This window comes from Sphingobium fuliginis (assembly GCF_015074805.1).
GTDB lineage: Bacteria > Pseudomonadota > Alphaproteobacteria > Sphingomonadales > Sphingomonadaceae > Sphingobium > Sphingobium fuliginis.
Window position 1 is genome coordinate 3,299,103 of record NZ_CP060035.1, and the last position, 24,137, is coordinate 3,323,239.

The window sequence follows — 24,137 nt, forward strand, 5'->3', positions numbered from 1 at the left end:
GGCCAGCCCTAGAGCCACTCGACATTCAGCCCTGACGGCCTGCAAATGACGCTTTTCCGCGCCTCCGGTGCTCACCTACTTTGAGTAGGCTGCGCTCCGGGTCACGGAAAACCATCATTTTCGGCTCGTCATCATCTGAATGTCGAGTGGCTCTAGCAGCACTTCCCCCCATTTCTGCCCCCATAACGCGCCTCCTGCCGCTCCCGGAAGAAGACTGTCCGGTCCATCGGCGCACGCTCGGGATGATGCGCCCGCATATGGCGCAGATAGGCCTCATAATCCGGCACCCCGACCATCATATGCGCCATCTGCCGCAGCCGGTGGAGGAAGATGCTCATTCCGCCGGGACCAGTTGCGCCGGAATTTCCCGTGCGGTCGGCGCCGCCACCTTCCGCGCGGCGAGGCAGGTGCGGATGGTGAACAGCAGCACCGCCAACACCACGAACAGGAAGACCGCGACCAGCGCCGCGTCGATCCGGTCGTTGAAGATGATCTGCCGCATCTCCGCCATCGACTTGGCCGGGGCCAGCACCTCGCCATCGCCTGCCGCGGCGCTGAACCGGGCGGCATGCGCCAGGAAACCGACCTTCGCATCGGCCGAAAACAGCTTGAGGAAGCCCGCCGACAGGGTGCAGATCAGCAGCCAGGCGGTCGGGATCAGCGTCACCCAGGCGAAGCGGTCCCGCTTCATCCGGAACAGCACCGCCGTTCCCAGCATCAGTGCGATGGCCGCCAGCATCTGGTTGGAAATGCCGAACACCGGCCAGAGCGTGTTCACCCCGCCCAGCGGATCGGTCACGCCCTGATAGAGGAAGAAGCCCCAGGCCGCGACGGTCAGCGCCGTTGCGACGACCCCGGGAGCCATGCTCTTGCTGTCCTTGAAGGCGGGCACCGCCAGCGCGATCAGATCCTGCAACATGAAGCGTCCGGCGCGCGTCCCCGCATCCACGGCTGTCAGGATGAACAATGCCTCGAACAGGATCGCGAAATGATACCAGAAGGCCTTCATCGCCGGCCCGCCCATGATATGGGAGAATATCTCCGCCATCGCCACCGCCAGCGTCGGCGCCCCACCCGCGCGGGAGATGATGCTGTGCTCGCCCACATCCTTCGCGGTCTGCAGGATCAGATCGGGCGAGATGGGGAAGCCCATGGCCGTCACCGCCGCCGCCGCGCTGCCCGCGTCCTTGCCGATCACCGCCGCAGGGCTGTTCATCGTGAAATAGATGCCCGGATCGAGGATCGACGCGCCCACCAGCGCCATGATCGCCACGAACGCCTCCATCAGCATCGCGCCATAGCCGATCATCGGCGCATGGGCTTCGCTGGCGATCAGCTTGGGCGTGGTGCCGCTGGCGATCAGGGCATGGAAGCCCGAAACCGCCCCGCAGGCGATGGTGATGAACAGGAAGGGGAACAATCCGCCCGACCAGACCGGCCCGTTGCCGTTCACGAACTGGGTCACGGCATGCATTTTGAGCGGCGGCGCCATGATGACGATGCCGATCGCCAGCGCCGCGATCGCCCCGATCTTGAGGAAGGTCGACAGATAATCGCGCGGCGCCAGCAACAGCCAAACCGGCAATACCGACGCTACCGCGCCATAGCCGATCAAGATCCAGCAAAGCTGCACCGGCGTGAAGGTGAAGGCCGGCCCCCAGACCGGCGAAGCGGCGATGTTCTGCCCATAGACGATGGCGGCGAGCAGCCCGACCAGTCCCAGCAGCGACACTTCACCGATGCGCCCCGGCCTGATCCAGCGCGTATAGGCGCCCATGGCCATCGCCAGCGGCACCGTCGCCGCCACGGTGAACATGCCCCAGGGGCTTTCCGCCAGCGCCTTCACCACGATCAGCGCCAGCACGGCGAGGATGATGACCATGATCATGAAGGCGCCGAACAGCGCGATGGTCCCGGCAACCTGCCCCATTTCCATGCGGATCAGCTCGCCCAGCGACTTGCCGTCGCGGCGCATGGAGATGAAGAGGACCATGAAGTCCTGCACCGCGCCCGCCAGCACCACGCCCGCAATGATCCAGAGCGTTCCGGGCAGATAGCCCATCTGCGCCGCCAGCACCGGTCCCACCAGCGGGCCCGCGCCCGCAATGGCGGCGAAATGATGCCCGAACAGCACCGTCCGGTCGGTCGCCACATAGTCGAGGCCATCGGCCCGCCGGATCGCGGGCGTGGGCCGCGACGGGTCCAGCCGCATCACATTTCGCGCGATGTAGAGCCCATAATAGCGATAGGCGACGAGGAAGCTGCTGACCGCCGCCACCACGATCCACAGCGCATTGACCGCCTCGCCGCGGGATACAGCCACCACCGACAGCGCCACCGCGCCCATAATCGCTATCATTATCCAGGGAATATGCCGGGTCATCGCTCTCTGATCGCTTGTTCGTTGGAAAGTGCGCACAGTAGAGCCGCAATCTTCAAAGACAATCATCTTGTCCGGAAACCAGACTGCGTGCCCGCTGCCGTTTGAACGGCCAGTCCGTTGCTCCGCCTGCCCAGAGCGCCCACCATATGATCACCGGCTGCGCAGCCAGGCGCGGCCCGTGATACCACCAGCTCAGATGCACGCCGCCAAACGGAATGTCGTTCAGGGCATGGTGGAAATTGGCTGGCCACACGCACAGGGCGTAGAGCGCGAGAGCCATGCCTGCCGCCCTGCGCAGCGGCGTCAGCATCAGGCCGATGGCGCCGGCGATCTCGGCCACGCCGGTCAGCGCGATCGTCATATGGGGTGCGGGAACCCAGTCAGGCGTGATCGCGACGAAGCCGCCGGGCCGGGTCAGGTGCAGGGTTCCGGCCAGGCCAAAAGCCAAGGCCAGGACCATTTGCGCGACCCGTCTCCCTCTGCCGTGCGGCCTCGCGCCGTCGCGAATCATCCAAGCTCCAGTTCAGCCTCATTCTCGCCGTCCCAGACATGGGCGCGCTGCGCATGGACCTTTATCATGACAAGGCCGGGCGTGTCCGGCCCTTCCTCGAACCAGTCCTGCAACTGGCTGTTCCAATGCGCGCGGAACGCATCGCGATCGCGGATCAGGTCGGCGCGGCCCTCCACGGCGATGAACAGCGGGTTCTGCTTGAGCAACCCGGTACGCCCCTGAAAGGACAGGCCGACGCGCGGATCGCGTTCGATGTCCTTCACCATCAGCGTGTCTTCAGTGGTGAAATAAAAGCTGTCGCCGCCATAGGCGACATCCTGGTTGTTGCTCATCGGCCTTGCGCCGATCTGGCCGCCGTCGGCATGGGTCGACAGCATCGCGAAATCGATGTCCTTCATCTTCTCCGCCAGACTGTCGAGCGTCAATTGCATCATCGTCACTCTCCTTGTCCCCTATCGCGCAAACGCATGAAATCAGGGGCGGCTCCACCGGATTCGCCTTGGGAAAGAAAAGAACATATCATGAACATGATCGACCGATTCGCATGGAGCGAAATGTCATGGAAAACCAGCCCGGCAAGACCCTCTTCCGCCTGTTCTTCGCCCTGAAGCCCACATTGCTGATCGCCCGCCAGACGGATCATTTCGCGGAGGCCATCGCCGGCGGCGCCCGGCGCATCGCCGTGGATCACCAGCATGTGACGCTGGCGATCACCTGCGATTATGTCGAATATCCCTATGCGGTGATCAAGGCGCTGATGCGCGCCGGGACAGGCGTGATGGCGGAACCGTTCGACCTGCGGCTGGACCGGCTCAGCATCGGCAACCGGTCCGCCGCCCTGCGTCCGTCCCATAGCGTGCCGTTGCTCGGCACGCTTCAGAAGCAGATCGCGGCGGGCATGAAAGGCGCGGGGGTGATGCTGCGTCCCGGCTGGAGCTTCAGCCCGCACCAGACGCTGTTCTACCGCGACGGCCTGCCGGAACAGCGTCGGGTCGATGGCTTTGGCTGGCATGTCGACCGGTTCATGCTGATATGCAGCCATGTCGGGCGCACGCATCATGAGACCCTGGCCACCTGGACTCTGAAAGGAAGTGGGCAGTACAGCCTTTTCTAACCGCTTCGGCTCCCGCGAGGAAAGCCTGCCGGGGATCAGCCGGAACTTGCGTCCTGGCCGATGATCCGGGGCGCCCGCACATAGCCGAAGTCGCCCGTGCCCGACCAGGACCGCCCGTCAGGATAGCGCAGTTCGATTCCCGCCAGATCGCGTTCGTCGGCCAGGCGCATGTTGACGCCCATCATGCCGTTTCCGAACCGGGATACCGCGCTGGCGGATAGGGTGAAATGGGTGGTCGATCCGCATCGACCGCAAAACTGGACCTCCGCTGCCGGATCGTCCTTGTCCTCCCGGCAATAGCTTTGCGTGGCGCCCTCGACACGCACTTCGCGGGGGTCGAGATAGGCCCAGTGCGCGCCCGTTTTGCTGCACAGCGTGCAGTTGCATGCATTGATGAACGCCGGGCGTTTCTCGATCGTCAGGCCGATCCGACCGCAGAGGCAGGTGATCCTCACCATTGGCCGGGCCTCACCCTTGGGTCACGCTTTCCAGCACGGCGGCGCGCAATTCTGGAAGTCCCATGCCCTTTTCGCTCGACGTCGCGATGATGTCCGGATGCGCGGCGGGCCGTTTGCGGATCGCCTCGGCCACGGCCTCGTGGACCTCCGCAAGATGGCTGGCCTTCACCTTGTCCGCCTTGGTCAGGACGATGCGATAGCTGACCGCCGCAGCGTCCAGCATGTCGAGGATGTCGGTATCGACATCCTTGATGCCGTGGCGGCTGTCGATCAGCACCAGCGTGCGCTTCAGCTTCGCCCGCCCGCGCAGATAGTCGTTCACCAGGAACCGCCATTTGCGCACCATGTCCTTGGGCGCGCGGGCGTAGCCATAGCCCGGCATGTCGACCAGCCGGAAGCGCAACGGATCGCCCACGTCGAAGAAATTCAGCTCCTGCGTCCGTCCCGGCGTATTGGACGTGCGGGCAAGGCCGTTGCGGTTCGTCAGCGCATTCAGCAACGATGATTTGCCGACATTGGACCGGCCCGCAAATGCCACCTCGTTCACCGCCATGTCGGGCAGGAATTTGAGGTCGGGCGCGGATTTGAGGAAGGCGATGGGGCCGGCAAAGACCTTGCGCGCTTCCTCGATCAATTCAGCCTGTTCCTGTTCGGTCAACGCCCCGGCCTTATTTCGCGGTCGCGGCGCTGAGTTGCGGGTGGCGCTTGTAGAGCCACCATTGCTGCAACATCGACAGGCAGTTGTTGGTGATCCAGTAGACCAGCAGGCCCGCCGCGAAGGGCGCCATGATGAACATCATCATCCACGGCATGATCGCGAACACCTGCTGCTGCATCGGGTCCATCTGCGCCGGGTTCAGCTTGAACTGGAAGTACATGCTGATGCCCAGCAGCAGCGCCAGCACGCCGATCCCCAGGAAGGCGGGCGGGGTGAAGGGCAACAGGCCGAACAGGTTGACGATGTGCAGCGGATCGGGCGCGCTCAGATCCTTGATCCACAGCACGAAGGGCTGGTGGCGCATTTCGATGGTGAGCTGCAACACCTTGTACAGCGCGAAGAAGATCGGGATCTGGATGAAGATCGGCAGGCAGCCCGCGAGCGGATTCACCTTCTCGCGCTTGTAGAGCTCCATCATCTCCTGCTGGAGCTTGGGCTTGTCGTCCTTATATTTCTCCTGCAGCGCCTTCATCTTGGGCTGCACCGCGCGCATCGCCGCCATGCTGGCGAACTGGCGCTGGGCGACGGGGAACATCAGGCCGCGCACCACGAAGGTCAGGCAGATGATCGCCACGCCGAAATTGCCGATATGCTCGAACAGCCAGTGGAGCAGGGCGAAGATCGGCTTTTCGAACCAGTAGAACCAGCCCCAGTCGATCGCCCGGTCGAACAGCGGAACGCCGGCGTCCTGATAGGCTTCCAGCGTCTTCACCTCCTTGGCGCCGACGAACAGCCGGTTGGTCTGCGTCACTGCTTTGCCCGGCGCGACCATGATGGGGGCCAGCGACACGTCGGTCTGGAACTGCGTGCCGGCACCTTTACGCATCTGGCCGGTGAAGGCGGCCTTCTGGTCGGGAATCAGGGCGGAGAGCCAATATTTGTCGGTGAAGCCGATCCAGCCGCCGGTCGACTGGAAGCTCTGCGTCGCCGGACCCTTTTCCAGATCCTTGTAGTTCACGTCATAATTGGCCGCGCCGTTGAACACCCCCATCGGGCCGACATGGATCGTCCAGGTGTCGGGATCGGCCGAGGGAGTCGCCCGGCTGACATAGCCGTAGCTCTTGACGCCCACCGCGCCGGCGCCGCTGTTCGACACCTTCTGCTGCGCGGTGATCATGTAATTTTCGTCGATGGAATAGCGGATCTCGAAGGTCTGGCCCGCGCCATTGTTCCAGGTCAGCGTGACCGGGCTGGACGGGGTCAGTTCCTTGGCCGACGCCGTCCACAGCGTGCTGCCGTCCGGGGTCTTCACCCCTTCGCCCTGCCAGCCGAAGCCGGCGAAATAGGCGTGCCGGGTGCCGCTGGGGCTGTAGAGGCGAATGGCCGGCGACGCCTTGGCGATCGTTTCCTTGTAGGTCGGCAGCACGATGTCGTCGATGCGCGCGCCCTTCAGGTTGATCGATCCGGTGATCTTGGGCGTGCGGATGGGCACGCGCGGGCTGTCCTTCAGCGCCAGCGCCAGGTCGCGGACCGCAGCGGACCCTTCCGCCGCGGGGGCGGCGCCGGACGGGGTGAGCGGCGTGGTCTTGCCGCCCTCGATCTTCGTGGCCGGCGGATTGGCGGCGGGGAAGAAATATTTGGCGACATAGGGCCAGCCGAACAGGATCGCCGCGGTCAGCAGCACCGCCAGGATGATATTCTTCTTGTCGTCCACGCTTGTCGGCTCCGCCGTATCTCGAAAATTCGTATCAGGGGACCGGATCGTAACCCGAACCGCCCCATGGGTGGCATCGCATTAGCCGCTTCGTGGCCAGCCAGCTACCCTTCACCGCACCATATTTGCCGATCGCCTGAATCGCATATTCGGAACAGGAGGGCGCATAGCGGCAGGAAGGAGGCAAAATGCGCGAAGGCCCAAGCTGCCAGAAGCGCGCGATCAGGATGAAAAGGCGGGCGATCACGGCCTGTCCCTGCCATGTCTGCCCCTGCCATGTTCTTGCGAAGGCGGGAAGCCCGTTCCGCCGCTGCCTTCCGTCGCCACCTCGAATCCGGGTTCCTGCCTGCGCAGGGGCGCCGTGTCTTTCGGAGGGGAAGGCCGCCCCTTCCTGCGCGGCGCCTCATCAACAGGCCGGCTCATCACCTTGCCCAGCGCCTTTTCCAGCTCCCGGCGAAGCAGGCCGAAGTCGCGCTCGATACCCTCGGCGCGCCCGATCAGCACATGATCCGCTCCGGCTATGCCATGCGCGGGCAACAGATCCCGCGCCAGAACGCGAAAGCGGCGCTTCATCCGGTTGCGGATGACAGCGCCGCCAATCTTTTTCGTGACCGTGATGCCGTACCGCATCGCCGGATCGCCGTCGCCGCGTTCGCGCACCAGCAGGACAAAGCCTGGCATGGGCGTGCGCCGCCCGCGATTCGCCGCCAGAAAATCAGCGCGCCGGGTCATGACCGCAGGCGCGCGCTCAAGCGGCGCGTCGTTCAGGCGCTCAGGCTCTTGCGGCCGCGTGCACGACGAGCGCGCAGCACGTTGCGGCCGCCGGGGGTCGCCATGCGAGCGCGGAAACCGTGACGGCGCTTCCGAACCAGATTGCTCGGCTGATAGGTGCGCTTCATCGTTCATTCCTCAAAAAACTAAAAGAATCGGGCGTGACAAAAAAGGGCCGCCGGGCGGGCGGCCGCATGTCAGGGGGCGTCCGATAGGCAAAAGGGAGAGGCGAGTCAATGGCGGAGGAGAAGGTCGTGATGGTTTCGAGGACGGTTGAGCGCGATGTCGGATTCCGGTCAAGCGCTGCCGTCCGTGGATCATCATACCGTGGGAACCTGGCTCTCATGAGCCGCCTGTCTCATTCAAGTGCTTCACAGGAGCACGGTGCGCTTCATGGGGTGCGCTTTAAGGGATGCACTTCAAGGAAAGCGGAAGGTCAGCAAACCGCGCGGAAGCCGCCGCTTACTTCCCCCGCGCCGACGCCACCGCGGCCTTCAGGGCGTCATAGCCCACGGCCCCGTTCAGCACCTGACCCCCGATGACGAAGGTCGGCGTGCCGCTTGCCTGCAGTTTCTGCGCCAGCCCGATATTGGACTGGATCTCCGCATCATATTTGCCCCCCGCGATCGCCGCCTGCGCCGCCTTCGCGTCGATCCCGACCTTCGCCGCCGCCGCGAGGATCGTCTCATGCGTTACCTTGCCCGCTGCATAGAGCGCCCGGTGGAAGGGCATATACTGGTTCTTCTCCGCCGCCAGCAGCGACACCTTCGCGGCATCGATGCTCTCGTCGGACAGGATCGGCAGTTCGCGATAGACGACCTTCACCCTCTTGTCCTCACCCACCAGCCTGGCGAGATCGGGCAGCGACGCCCGGCAATAGCCGCAGGCATAGTCGAAAAATTCGACCACGGTCACATCGCCATTGGCGGCCCCTTCCCACGCGCCGGCATAGGGGGTCTCGATCGTCTTGCGACTGGCGTCGATCATGCCCGACATCCGCTTCGCCTGCAGCTTCTCGACGGCTTGCGGGATGATCTCGGGATGTTCCAGGATATAGTCGTGCACGATCTGCTCGATGGCGGCCTTGTCCCCGGCGTCGACGCGGCCCGTGCTCTGGGTGCCGAGCGCCGCGCCCGTCGCGGTGGCGGCGATGAAGGCGAAAACGCCAAGGGTCATCATGATGGTCCTGTTGGAAAGCGCTGCGCGAAAGCTGGGCCGCCTTTGATCTGTCATCGTTTCTTTCGCTTCTGCTCGACGGCTGCGCGGGAAACCATGGCGATATCCTGCGCGCGCAGATAGTCAACCGTGCCTGGCTTCAATCCCTGCATTGCGGCGTCGGCGCTGCGCAGCGCCATCTGATCCTCGCCCATCATCGAATAGCGTTCCGCCGTCGCCAGCGCGGCGCGGGGTAGGTCGCCGCGATGTTCATAGACCACGCCCAACTGGTACCAGGCGAAGGGATTTTCCCGGTCCCGTGCAATGGCGTTGCGCAGCACCTTTTCCGCCTCCGCGAAATTCGCGTCATTTTCCGTCGCGATCAACGCATGGCCCAGCAGCGTGGCGATCAGCGGCTGGTTGGTGAGCTGCACGGCCTCCCGCAGCGGCGGGATGGCGTCGGCGGGCTTGCCGCTTTCCAGCAGCACCTGCCCCTTCAGTTCCAGAAAATAGGGATCGTGCGGCGCGGCGGCCAGCAGGGCGTCGACCTCCGCCAGAGCCTTGTCCGGATAGGCGCTCTTGTGCCAGGCATAGGCGCGGGCATAATGCGCCGGCAGCGACTGGTCGCTTTCGGGATATTTGAGCAGGGTTTGGTTCGGTTCCGACACGAAGCCGACAAGCTTTGCCTTGATCCGTTCGAACCGCGCCTCCAGCTTCGGGTCTATCGGCTTGTCCCAGGCGGGATCGACCGTATAGACTTCCCGCAGCACATTGATGCGCTCGCCTGAAAGGGGGTGGGTGCGGCCGTAACTGTCGTCCTGCGGAATGGCGAGGCGATATTCCTGGTTCTGCAGCTTCTTGAAGAATTCCAGGCTGCCCTTGCCCGAAACCCCCGCCTTGCTGAGATAGCGCGCGCCGGCAAGGTCGGCGGAGCTTTCCTGCGCCCGCGAAAAGGCCAGGAACTTGCCCATCGCCGCCTGCTGCCCCATGCCCAATATGCCCATGCCCGCTTCCGCGCCGCCCGCCGCGATCGCCGCCGCGCCCAGCACCAGGCTGAGCAGGGTGATGCCGGTCGCCTCCTTCATCCCTTCCCCGTAACGGATGACATGGCCGCCCTCGATATGGCCGAGTTCATGCGCGACCACGCCCTGCACCTGGTTTACATTGTCGGCGGCCGCGATCAGCCCGCTATGCACCCAGACATATTGGCCGCCCGCCACGAAGGCGTTGATATTGGGATCGTTGATGACCAGCACCTGGACATTGCGCGGCTCCATGCCGGCCGCCTGGACCAGCGGTGCGGACATGTCGGCCATGAACGCCTCTGTCTCCGCGTCCCGCAGGATCTGCTGCGCCGCGGCTGGGCGCGACAAGAGGGCGAGCGATGCGACGGCAATGGCCGCGAAACGAAGCCAGCGCGCGGTCATGCGAGGAAGGTTCGGCGTGCAGGGGCGGTGCGGGGCAGGGGAAGAGGCTCCATCGCTGACTGTCAATGCCGTCTAGGGGATGAACGGCAACTGAAAGGCGTTATGTAGCCCATAAAGCGGCAGGTCCAATAGGGGCTTTGGACGGGAAGCGGACACCCGCTTATCCCTCTTCCTGGAGGGAGAGGGCTGCGCAGACTTGGCAGCTTGCTGCCTAGTCGTAGCTGGGTGAGGGGGGTGCGACCCAAAGGATCGCGTGGGCCGCAGGCCCGCTCCCCTCTCATCCAGATCAGCCCCGGCTCCTTCGTCGCCAAAGCTTCCCATCCTTCTCCCTCCACGGATAAGGAAGGTCCTGAAATAGCTGCAAAATCCCACCGGGGACTTCAGCCTTCCGAAAATGAAAACGCCGCCGTCCGGCCGCCCGAAGCGGCAAGACAGCGGCGTCTTTCCATCGCCTGTCGGCTTACTGGCCGAAGGTGCGCTGCCACCAGCCGCGGCGCGGCGCGCCATCGTCACCTTCGTCTGCCGCTTCGGCTTCTCCGTTCACGATGACCGTCTCCGCAGCCTCATCGGATGGAACGGCCTCGACGGGCGTTTCAACGGATGGCGCGGTCTCGGCGGCAACGGCTTCCTCGACCACCGGATCGGCCTTCTTGCGACGCGTGCGCTTGGGCTTGGCCGGCGCCTCTTCGGCGGCGGCCGCTTCCGGTGCAGCGTCGGCAGCAGGTGCTTCCTCCGCTACCGGATCGGCCTTTTTGCGGCGCGTGCGCTTGGGCTTGGCCGGCGCCTCTTCGGCGGCGGCGGCTTCCGGCACGGCTTCGACGGGCGTTTCCACGGGAGCTTCGACCTCAACGGCTTCCACCGCTTCGGCGGCAGGCGCGGCGCTTTCCTTCGCCTTGCGTGCACGGGGGCGGCGGCGGGTCTTGGGCGCTTCTTCCTCGGCAGGGGCTTCGGGCGTTGCTTCCGCCACAGGTTCCTGAACGACTTCGGCCTCGACGGCTTCGACCGCTTCCTCGCTTGCAACCGAGCCTTCGCTCACCGCTTCCTCGCCCGCTTCGCGGCGGCGGCGTCCGCCCCGGCGGCCCCGACGGCCACGGCGACGGCCTTCGCCCTCCGCTTCGGCAGCGGCTTCGGCCGGAACAGCCTCGGTCTCGCCCTCGATCTCGGCTTCCTCTTCGGCGCTGTCGGCGTCCTCGCCAGCCTCGCCTTGGGTCTCCGACTCGGCGCGATGCTCGTCGCGCTGACCGCCGCGACGGCGACGACGGCGGCGACGGCGACGGCCGCCTCCTTCCCGATCATCGCCGCGATCCTCGCCCCGCTCGGCGCGTTCCTCCTGCGCGGCGTCGACTTCCTCGATCTCTTCCTCGTCCAGTTCCTCGATGACGTCGAGATCGTCATCCTCTTCCGCGATCGGCGTATAGTCGACCACCCGCTCCGGACGCGGCCCGCTGGCCTCGACCGACATACGCGCGCCTTCGACCTCGCCATCGGGCAGGATCGCGATGCGCACGCCATAGCGCTGCTCGATCTCGTCCAGCTCCCGGCGCTTGTTGTTGAGCACGTAGAAGGCCGCTTCCTGGCTCGCCCGCAGCGTGATCAGGCTGCCGCGACCACGCGCCGCCTCCTCTTCCAGCATGCGCAGCGCGCTGAGGCCCGCCGACGAAGCGGTGCGGACCAGCCCCGTGCCTTCGCAATGCGGGCACTGGCGGGTCGATGCTTCCAGCACGCCGGTGCGCAGCCGCTGGCGGCTCATTTCCATGAGGCCGAAGCCGGAGATCCGGCCGACCTGGATGCGGGCGCGATCGTCCTTCAGCGCCTCCTTCATCGCCTTCTCGACCTTGCGGATGTTGGAGTTCATCTCCATGTCGATGAAGTCGATGACGACCAGGCCCGCCATGTCGCGCAGGCGCAGCTGGCGCGCAATCTCCCGCGCCGCTTCCAGATTGGTGGCGACAGCGGTCTGCTCGATGCCATGCTCGCGGGTCGACCGGCCGGAGTTGATGTCGATCGAAACCAGCGCCTCGGTCGGATTGATGACCAGATAGCCGCCGGACTTGAGCTGCACGACAGGATTGTACATCGCCGCGAGCTGGTCCTCGACGCTGGCCCGCTGGAACAGCGACACGGCGTCGGCATATTGCTTCACCCGGCGCGCATGGCTGGGCATCAGCAGCTTCATGAAGTCCTTGGCCGCCTTATAGCCATATTCGCCTTCGACGATGACCTCTTCAATATCCTTGTTGTAGATGTCGCGGATCGCCCGCTTGATGAGGTCGCTGTCATTGTGGATCAGCGCGGGCGCGTCCGACTTCAGCGTTTTCTCGCGGATTTCGTCCCACAGGCGCGCCAGATAGTCGAAGTCGCGCTTGATCTCCGGCTTGGTGCGCTGGAGGCCCGCGGTGCGGACGATGCAGCCCATGGTGGAGGGCAGGTTCATCTCCGCGATGATCGACTTCAGCCGCTTGCGGTCGGCGGCGTTGCTGATCTTGCGCGAAATGCCGCCGCCATGGCTGGTGTTGGGCATCAGCACGCAATAACGGCCGGCAAGCGACAGGTAAGTGGTCAGCGCCGCGCCCTTGTTGCCGCGCTCCTCCTTGACGACCTGCACCAGCAGCACCTGGCGGCGCTTGATGACGTCCTGGATCTTGTAGCGGCGGCGCAGCGCCATGCGCTTGCGGCGCAGTTCGTCGGCGGCATCGTCGCCCTTGCCGCGGCGGCCGCGGCCCCTGCCGTTATCGCCGCCATTGCCGTTCTCGGCCGTTTCCTCGCCATGATCCTCATCGTCATGATGATGGGTGGCCTCGACAACTTCCAGCCCGCCGTCGGCGGCGACATCCTCGTCATCCTCGACCTCGGCGCGCAGCGCGGCCTCTTCCTCCGCATGGGCGCGTTCCTCGCGCAGCAGCGCTTCGCGGTCCTCGCGGGGGATCTGATAATAGTCGGGGTGGATTTCGCTGAAAGCCAGGAAACCGTGCCGATTGCCGCCATAATCGACGAAGGCCGCCTGCAACGACGGTTCTACGCGAGTGACCTTGGCGAGGTAGATATTGCCCTTGAGCTGCTTGTGCTCGGCCGATTCGAAGTCGAACTCCTCGATCCGGTTACCTTTGACGACCGCGACCCGGGTTTCTTCCCGGTGGCGCGCATCGATCAGCATACGCATTGTCATTTATTGTTCTCCGGCGCTGGCGGCCGACGGCACTGGGCCGGGCTGCCGCGCGATAGTAAGGGGGCGGCGCGAGTTGCTGCATCGCCCGGTTTGGCATGGAAAATTGCGTGTCTGCTGCCGGGGCAGGGCCGGACCATGTGCCGGACACCACCAACCACGCCGCATCGCCCGGGATCGGGTTCAGCGTGGATTGGAAATCATGCCTCATGCAGCGTCAACCTGTTCGTGCATCGGTTCCGGGCGTTGTCGCCCGCCGGTGCCATCGTGAATATCCCCGAAAGAACGTCGCCCGAAAAGGCGCGTCTCCAAGGAATGTGAATGGGTAGCAGTCAAAATGGCAAGGAGCAACGGCTCCTGGAAATATTGTTTCGCGTCGCGCCACTTTGACCCGAATGGCGCCAGGCGGTTTATCGCCCCTTATCTGAAGATGGTGTTAAGCCTGCCGTTCGGCAATGCTTGACGCATCATTCGGTTGTCGTTCGCCTGCGCGCGCGAAATTGCGCTGGACGGCGACGGGCCGCGCGGTGCACAAGCGGCGCATGCTCCAAAGTCTTGCGCTCGCAAGCATGATCCTTTCGGCCGTCCCCACTTCCGCCGACCCGCTCCATGGCGACCGGGCGAGCATGCGCTTCGACGCGCCCGCGCATATGGCGCCCCGTCCGGCGAAGCGCCTGCACAGCATCACCGTTCCCATCCCGCCGGTGGCGCGTGGCGTTTCCTTGCCCCCGGTGGAGGGAACGCGCGACGCATCCCGCCCGCTGGTCGTGATCGATGCCGGCCATGGGGGCCATGACCCAGGCGCCGTGAACCGCGACAATGGCGAGCGCGAGAAGGACGTGACGCTCGCCATCGCGCTGGCGATCCGCGACCAACTGGCGCGCTCGGGCCGCGTCCGCGTCGCGCTGACCCGCAATGACGACCGGTTCCTGGTGCTGCAGGAGCGCTACGGCATCGCGCGCCAGCTCAATGCGGACCTGTTCATCTCCATCCACGCCGATTCGGCCGACGACGACCAGGCGCGCGGCGCGACCGTCTACACCTTGTCCGAAACCGCATCCGACCGCGAAGCGGCCCGGCTGGCGGCGCGTGAAAACAAGGCGGATGTGTTGAACGGCGTCAATCTGGGTGGCCAGCCCAGCGATGTCTCTTCGATCCTCATCGACCTGACGCAGCGGGAATCGATGAACCTTTCGGTGGCCTTCGCCCGGTTGCTCCAGCGCGAGGCGGCGCCCTATGTCCCGTTTCGCGGCACGGCGCACCGCTTCGCCTCGCTGATGGTGCTGAAGGCGCCCGACACGCCGTCGGTGCTGTTCGAGGCCGGCTATCTCTCCAACAGCGTCGACGCGGCTTTCCTGGCGTCGAAGGCAGGCCAGGCCAACATCGCCAAAGGCGTCGCCCGCGCGATCGAAGTGCATTTCGCCCGCAGGCTGGCGGTTGGCAACGGCGGTTAGGCCCGTCCTTGCCGTCTTGCCGTCATGCTGAAACAGGTTCGGCAAGACGCTTGGGCAATCAGGACCGGGCCGCCAACGCAGTCCGGCCTCACATGGGCATTCCACTCTGGCGCTTCCCCCATTTTGACCTTACAGCCTCGACCATCATGGAAGAGGCACGCCCCAAATACGCCGCATCGTCCTTTGCTCAGCGCCTGCGCCGCGGCGCGAGCGGCTTTGGGGAACGCCTCCGGCCCCATTGGGACAAGCGCTGGTTCCGCTGGATCGCGATCGGTTTCGGCGGTCTCCTCCTCGCCTATGCGCTGTTCTGGCTGGTCTTCGCGCGCGGGCTGCCCGATGCGGCGACGCTGCTGGAATATGAACCGCCCCTGCCGACCATCGTGCGCGACACCAACGGACAGCCGGTCCACAGCTATGCCCGCGAACGGCGCGTGCAGCTCCAGTATAGCGACTATCCGCCGCTCCTCATCCGCGCCTATCTTTCGGCGGAGGACAAGACCTTCTTCGAGCATCATGGCGTCGACATCCCCGGCTTCATCGGCGCGGTTTTCGATTATGCGACCAAGATCGGGTCGGGCCAGCGCGCCCGCGGCGGCTCCACCATCACCCAGCAGGTGGCGAAGAACCTGCTGATCGGCGACGAATATTCCCCCACCCGCAAGGTGAAGGAAATGATCCTCGCCTATCGCATGGAGGGGGTGCTTTCGAAGCAGCAGATACTGGAACTCTACCTCAACCAGATATTCCTCGGCCGCAACGCCTATGGCGTGCAGGCGGCGGCGCGCGCCTATTTCGACAAGGATGTGGCCGACCTCAAGCTGCATGAGATGGCCTATCTGGCGATCCTGCCCAAGGGGCCCGCCAATTATCGCCCGGAAAGCCCGACCGGCCACGAACGCGCACTCGAACGCCGCGACTGGGCGCTGGGCGAAATGTACAAAAATGGCTGGATCACGGAGGCGCAGCGGAACGAGGCGCAGGCCCAGCCGCTCGGCACCGTGGCCGCGCACGGCTCCAGCTTCGACGCCCGCGCCGGCGGCTATTATATGGAGGAGGTGCGCCGCCGCCTGATTCAGCTTTTCGGGGAGAAGGCGGAGGATGGCCCCAACAGCGTCTATGCTGGCGGCCTTTGGGTCCGCAGCCCCTATGATCCGAAGATACAGGATCTGGCGACGACGGCGTTGCGCAACGGGCTGTTGCGCTTCGACGCGGGCAAGGGATGGTCCGGGCCGGTCGCCAGGATCGACATGGATCGCGGCTGGAAGCGCGAGCTGGCGGCGAGCTATATCGACGTGGACTATGCCGGATGGCGCGTCGCCGTGATCGTCAGCCGGGATTCCTCCGCGGCGCAGATCGGCTTTTCCGATGGATCGACCGGCACGCTGCCCGCGGGCGCTGCGCAACTGCCCTATCGCAAGACGGGCGGCCCGGCCTTCGCCGCGATGAAGCCCGGCGACCTGATCGTGGTGGCGCGCAACGGATCAAGCTGGGCGCTGCGCAACGTGCCCGAAGTCTCCGGCGGCATGGTGGTGGAGGAAACCCATTCGGGCCGCGTCCGCGCCATGCAGGGCGGCTTCGACAACCGTCTCTCCTCCTACAACCGAGCCACGCAGGCGATGCGCCAGCCGGGATCGACTATCAAGCCCTTCGTCTATGCCGCCGCGCTGGACAATGGCATGACCCCGGCCTCGATCATCGTCGATGGGCCGCTCTGCGTCTATCAGGGCGCGGGCCTCGGCCAGAAATGCTTCCGCAACTTCACCGGGGGCAGCGCCGGGCCGCAGACCATGCGCTGGGGCGTCGAACAGTCGCGCAACCTGATGACCGTGCGCGCCGCCAGCCAGACCGGCATGGACCGTGTCGTGCGCACCATCAAGGCGATGGGGATCGGGGACTACCAGCCCTATCTCTCCTTCGCGCTGGGCGCGGGCGAAACCACGGTGGAGCGGATGGTGAACGCCTATGCCATGCTCGCCAATCAGGGACGGCAGCTCAGCCCCAAGCTGATGGACTATGTGCAGGACCGGCGCGGCAAGGTGATCTGGCCGCTGCGCTGGCGCGCCTGCGACGGCTGCAACATGGCCAATTGGGATGGCAAGCCCATGCCCCGCTTCGGCTTCGAAGGGCGGCAGGTGATGAATCCCATGACCGCCTATCAGGTCGTGCACATCGCCGAAGGCGTGATCCAGCGCGGCACCGCCACCGTGCTGGCGGACCTCAAGCGCCCGCTGTTCGGCAAGACCGGCACCACCAACGGCCCGACCAATGTCTGGTTCGTCGGCGGATCGCCGGACATCGTCGCGGGCGTCTATATCGGCTATGACCAGCCGCGCAGCCTGGGCGGCTGGGCGCAGGGCGGCCGCGTCGCCGCCCCGATCTGGAAGGCGGCGATGACGCCGGTCCTCGAAACCATGCCCAAAACGCCCTTCATCGCGCCGGCCGGCATCCGCATGGTCACGATCGACCGCCGCTCGGGCAAGCGCGTCTATGGCGTCTGGCCGACCGACGAACCCAAGCCCGCCGTGATCTGGGAAGCGTTCAAGCCCGAATCCGAACCCCGCCGCTCGATCCGCAAGGAAGAGGTCGCCGCCCAGGACAAGGCCGCCGCCCGCATCGAAGCGACTGTCCAGCGCCGCCAGCGCACCGACAGCGACTTCCTGCAGGACCAGGGCGGGATTTACTGACAGGGCAGGGGGGGGGTGGTCGCCTCCCTCCCTTTCCTTTGACCACGACATGCTGCCGCCAGGGCAGGAGCCGAGTCCTGCCGTCAGTGGAACGCCGCATCGCCTGAACCGGGCTCTCATGAGTGCCTTCGCAGGAGCGCTTTGTGCTTAATGCAGCCACTGTCGAACAGAGCGCCGCCTCAGCCCCTATCCGATCGCCTGTTCCGCCGGGATGTAGGGCAGTCCCAGCGCCTCCGCCACGGCCCGATAGGTGATCTGCCCGTTCCACACGTTCAGCCCGGCGAGCAGATGCGGGTCCGCCCGCAGCGCTTCGTTCCATCCCAGGTCGGCGATTCGCAGCGCATGGGGCAGGGTCACGTTGTTGAGCGCATAGGTGCTGGTCCGCGCCACGGCGCCGGGCATGTTGGCGACGCAATAATGAACGATGCCCTCGACGATATAGGTGGGGTCGTCATGGGTGGTGGGGTGGCTGGTCTCGAAGCAGCCGCCCTGGTCGATCGCCACGTCCACCAGCACCGCGCCCTTCTTCATGGTCTTCAGCATGTCCGCCGACACCAGCTTGGGCGCGGCGGCGCCGGGGATCAGCACGGCGCCGATCACCAGGTCCGCCTCCGCCACGCATTCGGCCAGATTGGCGCGGTTGGAAAAGCGCGTCTTCGCCCGCGCCTCGAAATGAATGCCCAGCCGCTCCAGCACTTCCGGGCTGCGGTCGAGGATGGTGACGTCCGCGCCCAGACCCGCCGCCATCTGCGCCGCGTTGAAGCCGACCACGCCGCCGCCGATCACAGCCACCTTCGCGGGCAACACGCCGGGCACGCCGCCCAGCAGCACGCCTCGCCCGCCATGCGCCTTTTCCAGCGCGGTCGCGCCGGCCTGGATCGCCATGCGTCCGGCAACCTGGCTCATGGGCTTCAGCAGCGGCAGCCCGCCATGAGCGTCCGTCACGGTTTCATAGGCGATGCCGATCGCCCCCGACGCCATCAACTCCCGCGCCTGGTCGGGATCGGGCGCCAGGTGAAGATAGGTGTAAAGGATCTGGCCGGGGCGCAGCAGGGCGCGCTCCTCCGGCTGGGGTTCCTTGACCTTCACGATCATCTCCGCCGTCGCGAAGATGCCGGCCGGATCGTCGACGATCTCCGCACCCGCGCGGGCGTAGAGGCCGTCATGCGCGCCGATCCCCTCCCCCGCGCCGCTTTCCACCAGCACGCGGTGGCCGTGGGCGGTCAGCTCATGCACGCTCTCCGGCGTCAGGCCGACGCGATATTCGTGATTCTTGATCTCCCTGACGGTGCCTACGATCATGACCATCTTCTCCATCCTTGCCGGCGAAGCTGTAATGTCCGTCAGATAGGCATCGTTCCGGCAATTTGCCCGTTGCGGCGGAATGGAGCGTTCAGGGCGCCTCCCGCACCGGCACCGGCGCGTTGCAGAGGTCGACGCCGCCTGCGGGCCGCTCGTAGAAATCGTCCTTCCGGTTCGCCCGCAGGCGAAGGTAATCGGCAAAGCTCCGCGAGCCGACGTCCATCACCTGATAGCGTGGCCGCTGCGATTCCGGCAGGTCGCTGGCGAGACGGACGGAGAGGATCGGCAGGCGCTTCTCCCCCGCGGCATAGAAGCCGAGATCGCCGGAGCCGCGCGGCAGGCTGGCGAGCAGGTCCACGCCTTCGATCACCCGGCCGACGACCGCGATATTGCGGTCGAGCTGGCGCGGGGCCTGGCCGATCACGGCGTAAAGCTCGGCGCCGGTTCCCGTGTCCGGGGAAAGGTTCCGCGCCACGCCGACCATGGCATAGCAATGGGGCAGCCAGGCCGACGCCTCGTCCATCGCGACCGGCCAGCCGTTGATGAAGCCGGTGCGCGGGGCATAGGCGTCCGGATAGGGCAAGGGTGTCACGGGCGTCTTGAGGGCTGCGAGGGGGCGGGCATAATCCGCCCTGATGTCCGTGGCGACGCCGGAGGGCAGGGCTTTCTTCTCGGTCACATCGCCCCATTGGGCGACATAATTGTCCTGCACGCGGTAGACGCTTTCGCCATCCCACCAGCCCGCGCGGGCGAGTGCGCGGATATTGGCGACGTGGGCGGGCGCGAAATCGGGCGCGAGCTGGATGACGACGCGCTTGTCGCCCTCGACCGTCATGACCAGCAGCGTATCGGCCGCGATGGCCTGCCATGCGCTGGCGGGCGCCTGTGCGACGATGGCGGACGGGGTGGCTGGCGCATCGGCGGCAAGCGCCGGGGAAGGCAGGAAAAGCGCGGCCAGGAAAGCGAGGGAACGGATTTGCATGCTGCAATCAAGCATGGGAGGGAAAGGAAAGTAAAGCATCCCCTTGCCTAGCGCGCCGACGCACGATAGGGAGCCGCCTCCAGTGCAATGCGGAGCGGTGGCCGAGTGGTCGAAGGCGCTCGCCTGGAAAGTGAGTATACGTCAAAAGCGTATCGAGGGTTCGAATCCCTCCCGCTCCGCCATTTACCCATTCGCCAGTGTTCATAGTCAACCGCCGAAAGGCATGGTTTTCTACGGAAAATCTGGCCTTCAGAGGCCGTCATGTCCGCTACTATTCACCCACAGCCACGATAAAATGTGGTGGAAAGTGTGGTGGATTTCAGGGGGTGTGGTGGAATGTGTCCCGGCGAGGTGAAGCATGGGGAAATTGACGGCCAATGAGGTGAAGGCCGACCTGGGCCTCATGGCCAACCGGCTGGAGGCTGACATAGCCTCGCACGGCGCCATACTATTTCGTCTGACGTCCGCGGCCTGACTATGTGTTTGATCCCATGGTTGAAGCAAATGACTGGGGTGTGTCTCTCGCTCACGGGAAGAGACGGCCAGCTCAAATGTCTGGCCGTCCCCTGTCGTTATTGGACAAACCGCCAGTGATCGAAGTCGAATAGCGACCTGTCGCCGCTGCCCTTGAAAAGCAGGTACAAATCATGGGTGCCGATTGCACCTGCTATGCTTGTCTGGCGCTCCTGCCAAACGCCAGGCGCGCCGGTTTCGCCGATCGGCAGAGTGCCGACCACTGGCCCATCAGTACGGTCCAAACGCAGCTCTATCATCGAACCCGGCAGGCCGTTGGCGACGGTGGCAATGAACTGTCTGGCGCCAGCGGAACCAAAATCCACACCAGCGACCTTGATGTAGCTGCGATTCTTGGTCGTGGTCACGAAGATACCGGATTTCGCATCCCCCGCCGTCGTTACGCCCGGGGCCCAATCATATGGCCGGTCCTGATCGCGCTTGAGACGCGAAGTCCAGGCTATCGTCTCTGCTTCAACGCGCTTGTAAGGATTCAGCGCCTCAAGTTGAGGTGCGCTGGTTCTGTCCCACCAGTGCAAGTTGGGGATCGTGCCGTCTGGATTGTAATTGAATTTGGCGACCGCCACCGAGCGCCGCTCGTGATGCATCGGCGTCATCGCGAAGTTCAGTTCATAGTTAAAGCCGAACAGGTACGATCCGCCCTTGTAGTCGATGATGCCAGGATGGTTGCCGGTCGCGCGCGCGTCGTGAGCCATGATCGGACCTTTATAGGTCCATGGGCCCGTCGGCTTGTCGCTCATTGCATAGCCAATCCCTTCCGAGCAGCAGGTGGAAGCGAAGGCCATGTAGTAGTGGTTTTTCCGCTTATAGAACCAAGGTCCTTCCTGATAATCCAGGATCCGATCGACCTTGGTGATCTGACCTGAATAGGAAATCATGTCCTTGTTGAGCTTGACGTAATACAGGTCAGGATTGCCCCAGTAGAGATAGGCTTGACCGTCGTCGTCGATCCAAACGGTCGGATCGATATTGTCATTGGCCGGAGCGATCAAAGGCTTGCCCAACACATCGACGAAAGGCCCCTCGGGCTTGTCGGCGACCGCCACTGCAATGACATTCTTGGGCCGCCCCGCGATACTGATCGGAGCGTAGAGGTAGAATTTTCCGTCTCTGGCGATGACTTGCGGGGCCCAGGCGTCGTTGCTCTGCACCGCCCACGGAAAAGTCTTCAAGGAGGCGACGGTTCCCCGATCGGTCCAGTTCACCATGTCCGTCGAGCTGTAGAGCTGCCAGTCGAGCATCTTGAAACCGGTTGCGTCATCCTCATCATGACTGGTGTAGAGATAGACCACGCCATCATGCACAAGGGGGGCAGGGTCGGCCGTGAAACGCGTCTGGACGATGGGATTCTGCGCGCGAGCCAGCGAGGGCACAGCCAGGGCACACAGAATTGCAGTCGCCGCCCCGATACCAATTCCGTTCATTGAAATCCCTTCGATTTTCAAACTGGATAGTCGACGCGAGTTCTGCCTCTTGAACTCTGCTGTGTCGTACGCTCGAGCATATGTCGCATTTCGAGCTAGAGCGTTTTCCAAGCAGATGGAATCATCTGCTGACTCGGAAAACGCGACAAAACAAAAACTTAGAGCAGTCGAGCCGATGCAATCGGATCGGAATCTGCTCTAGACCGATTTGAGCCGCATGGTGCGGGCCGTATAGACCTCGACGCCCTGCCACTTGTCCGATTCGAAGCGGACGCGAATCTTCGACTTACCCTGCGTCATTTTCGTCGGCAGCGCATAGGTCTGCACGTTGCGGGCGCTAGTACTCTCCCCCGGCAAGCGTTCGCGCACCAGTTGCTCGCTATCGATCATGATCCGAAAATCCTTGTCGCGCTGCCCGCCGCCATAAGCGACCTGAAGCGCGAGCGGGCCGGGCGCGACGGCCAGGTCAAATTCGAAGAACCCGACATTCACGTTCCGGCTGCGGTCGGCGACGTGGGAAACGGGCGCCGACTGACCGCTGTCCGCAAAGGCGTGATCCACCTCCGGCTGTTGCTCCCCCAGCCGGATCACGTCGATCGTGCGCGCGGCCAAGTCCGCCCGGTCTTTCGAGGCTTGGGTCCACGCGGCTTCCTGGGTCGGCCATTCCGCCACGTCGAAGCGTCGGAAATAGACGGCGGTGCGGTTCTCATGCTGCGCAAAAAAGGGGCGTAGCGTCAGGTCGCTCGGCTTGCCCTGTTCGCCCAGGCGATAGTGATGCAGTCCGGCAGCCGCCACCAGCACCGGTTCGGCGCGGTCGGTAACGATGGCGGGGTCGAGGCCGTCCCAAGCTCCCTTGCCAGGCCCCATATCACCAGCCAGGACGAGCGGCCCGCTGACGAACGCCACCAGCTTGGCATCATCGGGCATCGATTCGACCCGTACCGGCATGGGCAGCGACAGTTCAATCCGGTCCCCCGCCTTCAGTCCGGTCAGCATCAGATAGCCGCCATCCCGGACGCCCGCAGTCTTGCCGTTCACCTTCAACAACGGGTCGGCGCACCAGCCCGGCACGCGCAGCGCGAGCCTTTTCGGCGCATTCGTCACCGCAATCCGCACCATATTGCCCAGCGGAAATTCGGTATCCATGTCGAGTTTCGCTTCGGGCGCGTTCAGCGTGGAGGCGTAATAGAGGTTGATCGCAACCGCATCGCCGCGCTTCCAATAGATACTTTCGCCATGCTTCGAATGGCTCTCCATACCCGAGCCGACACAGCACCAGAAATCCTCGGTGGGGCTGGAATGCACCCGTCCCATTCCCGGTGCCAGCGCGGTGAAATAGGTGAACATGCCCGTCTTCGGGTCTTGCTGGCTCATGATATGGTTGAGGTGCGCGCGCTCGTAGAAATCGAAATAGCTGGCCTCGCCACTCCAACTGTACAGATGCCGCGTCAGGCGCAGCATGTTGTAGCTGTTGCACGCCTCGCACGTCTGTTGGTCGAGCCGTTGGGCAAGCTGGCGCGGCAGGCCGAAATGCTCGTGATCCGAGTTGCCGCCGATGACGTAGCTGTGGTCGCGCGTGACCGTGGTCCAAAAGAACTGTGCGACTTTCGCGCGGTCCGCGTTGCCCGTCAGTTCATGCAGTCGCGCCTCGCCGATGATCTTCGGAATCTGGGTATTGGCGTGCTTGCCGGCGAGTTCATCACGCCCGGCCTGAAGCGGATCGACGATCGCGTGATGCCGCATCCGTTCCGACAGGGTCAGCCAGCGGCGATTGCCGGTGCGCTTGTAGAGTTCGGCATATGATTCGGTCAGCCCGCCATGCTCGGTGCGCAGGATGTCTTGGACCTGCGTATCGCTCAACCCCTCTAGGATTTTGCCCAGATAGTCGCCCAGCCCGATCGCCACGGTCAAGCCGTCCTTGATCCCCGCATGCTGATGCGCGTCCAGCGCGCCTGCCATGACCTTGTGATAGGTGTACAAGGGGACCCATCCGTCGTTCAGGCTGAACCCGGTCGAGCGGATTTCGCCCCTGCGCAGTTCCTCATACACGACCTTGCCATCGACGGTCTTGCCGTCGCGATCGACCGTGGTGCCGCCAGCATAGCCGTCCCCGTGCCTGGCTTGGATCGCCTTGAGTTGGCCGACGATATAAGCGGCGCGGTCGCGGAATTGCGGGTCGCCCGTCTGGGCGTGGATCAGCGACACCGCGCTCATATAATGGCCCAGCGAATGGCCCGCGATCCCGCGCGATTCCCACCCCCCATAGACCTTACCCCTGGTCGGCAATCCGGCGCCGGCGTGGAAATTATGCAGCAGCCGGTCGGCGTCGAGCGACAGGAGATAGCGCGCGTTCGCCCGGACCGACGTCAGGAAGATCGAAGGCTTCAACCTAACCTGCGACAG

At 64.5% G+C, this 24,137-nt stretch carries 19 protein-coding genes, 1 tRNA gene and 1 pseudogene; 4 read left to right on the plus strand and 17 right to left on the minus strand.

The genetic code is table 11. The annotated features are described in order from the left end of the window. Positions 1-152: 152 nt before the first annotated feature. From H5V43_RS15960 to H5V43_RS15975, 4 genes are read right to left on the minus strand one after another with little or no spacing between them, the layout of a single operon-like run. The gene (locus H5V43_RS15960; protein ID WP_025551816.1) at positions 153-338 is read right to left on the minus strand and encodes a YbdD/YjiX family protein; all 186 of its coding nucleotides are present in this window, start codon (positions 336-338) and stop codon (positions 153-155) included. After that, positions 335-2,383 carry a carbon starvation CstA family protein gene (locus H5V43_RS15965; protein ID WP_025551814.1) on the minus strand — a complete coding sequence of 683 codons (2,049 nt, stop codon included), beginning with the start codon at positions 2,381-2,383 and terminating at the stop codon, positions 335-337. The genes H5V43_RS15960 and H5V43_RS15965 overlap by 4 nt, the downstream gene beginning before the upstream one ends. A 52-nt stretch (positions 2,384-2,435) precedes the next feature. Beyond that, positions 2,436-2,843, minus strand: coding sequence for a DoxX family protein (locus H5V43_RS15970; RefSeq protein ID WP_025551812.1), 408 nt, complete (start codon positions 2,841-2,843; stop codon positions 2,436-2,438). Between the two features lie 47 nt (positions 2,844-2,890). Then, the gene (locus tag H5V43_RS15975) at positions 2,891-3,325 is read right to left on the minus strand and encodes a pyridoxamine 5'-phosphate oxidase family protein (RefSeq protein WP_373278268.1); all 435 of its coding nucleotides are present in this window, start codon (positions 3,323-3,325) and stop codon (positions 2,891-2,893) included. Between the two features lie 128 nt (positions 3,326-3,453). On the opposite strand from H5V43_RS15975, the gene H5V43_RS15980 reads away from it, so the two are divergent. Beyond that, complete coding sequence (locus H5V43_RS15980) at positions 3,454-4,008, plus strand: 2'-5' RNA ligase family protein (protein WP_025551808.1); 555 nt, start codon at positions 3,454-3,456, stop codon at positions 4,006-4,008. Positions 4,009-4,043: 35 nt separating this feature from the next. On the opposite strand, the gene H5V43_RS15985 is transcribed toward H5V43_RS15980, so the two are convergent. The 9 genes and pseudogenes from H5V43_RS15985 to H5V43_RS16025 form a co-directional block, all read right to left on the minus strand. Next, positions 4,044-4,466, minus strand: a complete 423-nt coding sequence (locus tag H5V43_RS15985; RefSeq protein WP_025551806.1) for a GFA family protein — start codon at positions 4,464-4,466, stop codon at positions 4,044-4,046. Positions 4,467-4,476: 10 nt separating this feature from the next. After that, entirely contained in the window at positions 4,477-5,124 is a 648-nt protein-coding gene (yihA, locus tag H5V43_RS15990; RefSeq protein ID WP_025551804.1) for a ribosome biogenesis GTP-binding protein YihA/YsxC, read from the minus strand. 10 nt (positions 5,125-5,134) lie between these two features. Then, positions 5,135-6,838 carry a membrane protein insertase YidC gene (gene yidC, locus H5V43_RS15995; RefSeq protein ID WP_044661518.1) on the minus strand — a complete coding sequence of 568 codons (1,704 nt, stop codon included), beginning with the start codon at positions 6,836-6,838 and terminating at the stop codon, positions 5,135-5,137. Between the two features lie 34 nt (positions 6,839-6,872). Continuing rightward, positions 6,873-7,085, minus strand: a complete 213-nt coding sequence (yidD, locus tag H5V43_RS16000) for a membrane protein insertion efficiency factor YidD (RefSeq protein WP_025551802.1) — start codon at positions 7,083-7,085, stop codon at positions 6,873-6,875. 110 nt (positions 7,086-7,195) lie between these two features. After that, positions 7,196-7,570, minus strand: a pseudogene (gene rnpA / locus H5V43_RS16005) (ribonuclease P protein component); the annotation flags it as partial. A 32-nt stretch (positions 7,571-7,602) separates the two neighbouring features. After that, positions 7,603-7,737 (minus strand): 50S ribosomal protein L34, encoded by a 135-nt coding sequence (rpmH, locus tag H5V43_RS16010; protein WP_007683189.1) that lies wholly within the window; start codon positions 7,735-7,737, stop codon positions 7,603-7,605. Positions 7,738-8,071: 334 nt separating this feature from the next. Beyond that, a complete protein-coding gene (locus H5V43_RS16015; protein ID WP_025551798.1) occupies positions 8,072-8,842 on the minus strand; it encodes a DsbA family protein in 771 nt (256 codons plus the stop codon). After that, positions 8,839-10,191, minus strand: coding sequence for a M48 family metalloprotease (locus H5V43_RS16020; protein ID WP_025551797.1), 1,353 nt, complete (start codon positions 10,189-10,191; stop codon positions 8,839-8,841). The genes H5V43_RS16015 and H5V43_RS16020 overlap by 4 nt, the downstream gene beginning before the upstream one ends. 460 nt (positions 10,192-10,651) lie before the next feature. Beyond that, complete coding sequence (locus tag H5V43_RS16025; RefSeq protein ID WP_037484023.1) at positions 10,652-13,357, minus strand: Rne/Rng family ribonuclease; 2,706 nt, start codon at positions 13,355-13,357, stop codon at positions 10,652-10,654. A gap of 452 nt (positions 13,358-13,809) precedes the next feature. Between H5V43_RS16025 and H5V43_RS16030 the strand changes: the two genes are divergently transcribed. After that, positions 13,810-14,808, plus strand: coding sequence for an N-acetylmuramoyl-L-alanine amidase family protein (locus H5V43_RS16030; protein ID WP_025551749.1), 999 nt, complete (start codon positions 13,810-13,812; stop codon positions 14,806-14,808). 146 nt (positions 14,809-14,954) lie between these two features. Further along, a complete protein-coding gene (locus tag H5V43_RS16035) occupies positions 14,955-17,492 on the plus strand; it encodes a penicillin-binding protein 1A (RefSeq protein ID WP_025551747.1) in 2,538 nt (845 codons plus the stop codon). A gap of 186 nt (positions 17,493-17,678) precedes the next feature. Here the strand turns inward: H5V43_RS16035 and ald are convergent, their stop codons facing one another. Next, positions 17,679-18,794 carry an alanine dehydrogenase gene (ald, locus tag H5V43_RS16040; RefSeq protein WP_025551745.1) on the minus strand — a complete coding sequence of 372 codons (1,116 nt, stop codon included), beginning with the start codon at positions 18,792-18,794 and terminating at the stop codon, positions 17,679-17,681. Positions 18,795-18,885: 91 nt separating this feature from the next. Next, entirely contained in the window at positions 18,886-19,815 is a 930-nt protein-coding gene (locus H5V43_RS16045; protein WP_099185192.1) for a peptidylprolyl isomerase, read from the minus strand. A 52-nt stretch (positions 19,816-19,867) separates the two neighbouring features. Here H5V43_RS16045 and H5V43_RS16050 point away from each other — a divergent pair. Beyond that, a tRNA-Ser gene (locus H5V43_RS16050) sits at positions 19,868-19,958 on the plus strand. Between the two features lie 390 nt (positions 19,959-20,348). Here H5V43_RS16050 and H5V43_RS16055 read toward each other — a convergent pair. Next, positions 20,349-21,734 carry a glycoside hydrolase family 43 protein gene (locus H5V43_RS16055; RefSeq protein ID WP_025551743.1) on the minus strand — a complete coding sequence of 462 codons (1,386 nt, stop codon included), beginning with the start codon at positions 21,732-21,734 and terminating at the stop codon, positions 20,349-20,351. A 198-nt stretch (positions 21,735-21,932) separates the two neighbouring features. Further along, entirely contained in the window at positions 21,933-24,122 is a 2,190-nt protein-coding gene (locus H5V43_RS16060; RefSeq protein WP_025551861.1) for a glycoside hydrolase family 127 protein, read from the minus strand. Positions 24,123-24,137: the final 15 nt, after the last annotated feature.

What these genes read in the sequence shown, in the direction of transcription:
- H5V43_RS15985 (WP_025551806.1), bottom strand. Translation starts at nt 4,466, where the DNA reads ATGGTGAGGATCACCTGCCTCTGCGGTCGGATCGGCCTGACGATCGAG.
- H5V43_RS15980 (WP_025551808.1), top strand. Translation starts at nt 3,454, where the DNA reads ATGGAAAACCAGCCCGGCAAGACCCTCTTCCGCCTGTTCTTCGCCCTG.
- H5V43_RS16030 (WP_025551749.1), top strand. Translation starts at nt 13,810, where the DNA reads ATGCTTGACGCATCATTCGGTTGTCGTTCGCCTGCGCGCGCGAAATTG.
- rpmH (WP_007683189.1), bottom strand. Translation starts at nt 7,737, where the DNA reads ATGAAGCGCACCTATCAGCCGAGCAATCTGGTTCGGAAGCGCCGTCAC.
- H5V43_RS15975 (WP_373278268.1), bottom strand. Translation starts at nt 3,325, where the DNA reads ATGCAATTGACGCTCGACAGTCTGGCGGAGAAGATGAAGGACATCGAT.
- H5V43_RS15960 (WP_025551816.1), bottom strand. Translation starts at nt 338, where the DNA reads ATGAGCATCTTCCTCCACCGGCTGCGGCAGATGGCGCATATGATGGTC.
- H5V43_RS15965 (WP_025551814.1), bottom strand. Translation starts at nt 2,383, where the DNA reads ATGACCCGGCATATTCCCTGGATAATGATAGCGATTATGGGCGCGGTG.
- H5V43_RS16025 (WP_037484023.1), bottom strand. Translation starts at nt 13,357, where the DNA reads ATGACAATGCGTATGCTGATCGATGCGCGCCACCGGGAAGAAACCCGG.
- H5V43_RS16035 (WP_025551747.1), top strand. Translation starts at nt 14,955, where the DNA reads ATGGAAGAGGCACGCCCCAAATACGCCGCATCGTCCTTTGCTCAGCGC.
- H5V43_RS16015 (WP_025551798.1), bottom strand. Translation starts at nt 8,842, where the DNA reads ATGACAGATCAAAGGCGGCCCAGCTTTCGCGCAGCGCTTTCCAACAGG.
- H5V43_RS16055 (WP_025551743.1), bottom strand. Translation starts at nt 21,734, where the DNA reads ATGAACGGAATTGGTATCGGGGCGGCGACTGCAATTCTGTGTGCCCTG.
- H5V43_RS16020 (WP_025551797.1), bottom strand. Translation starts at nt 10,191, where the DNA reads ATGACCGCGCGCTGGCTTCGTTTCGCGGCCATTGCCGTCGCATCGCTC.
- H5V43_RS15970 (WP_025551812.1), bottom strand. Translation starts at nt 2,843, where the DNA reads ATGGTCCTGGCCTTGGCTTTTGGCCTGGCCGGAACCCTGCACCTGACC.
- ald (WP_025551745.1), bottom strand. Translation starts at nt 18,794, where the DNA reads ATGATCGTAGGCACCGTCAGGGAGATCAAGAATCACGAATATCGCGTC.
- H5V43_RS16045 (WP_099185192.1), bottom strand. Translation starts at nt 19,815, where the DNA reads ATGCTTTACTTTCCTTTCCCTCCCATGCTTGATTGCAGCATGCAAATC.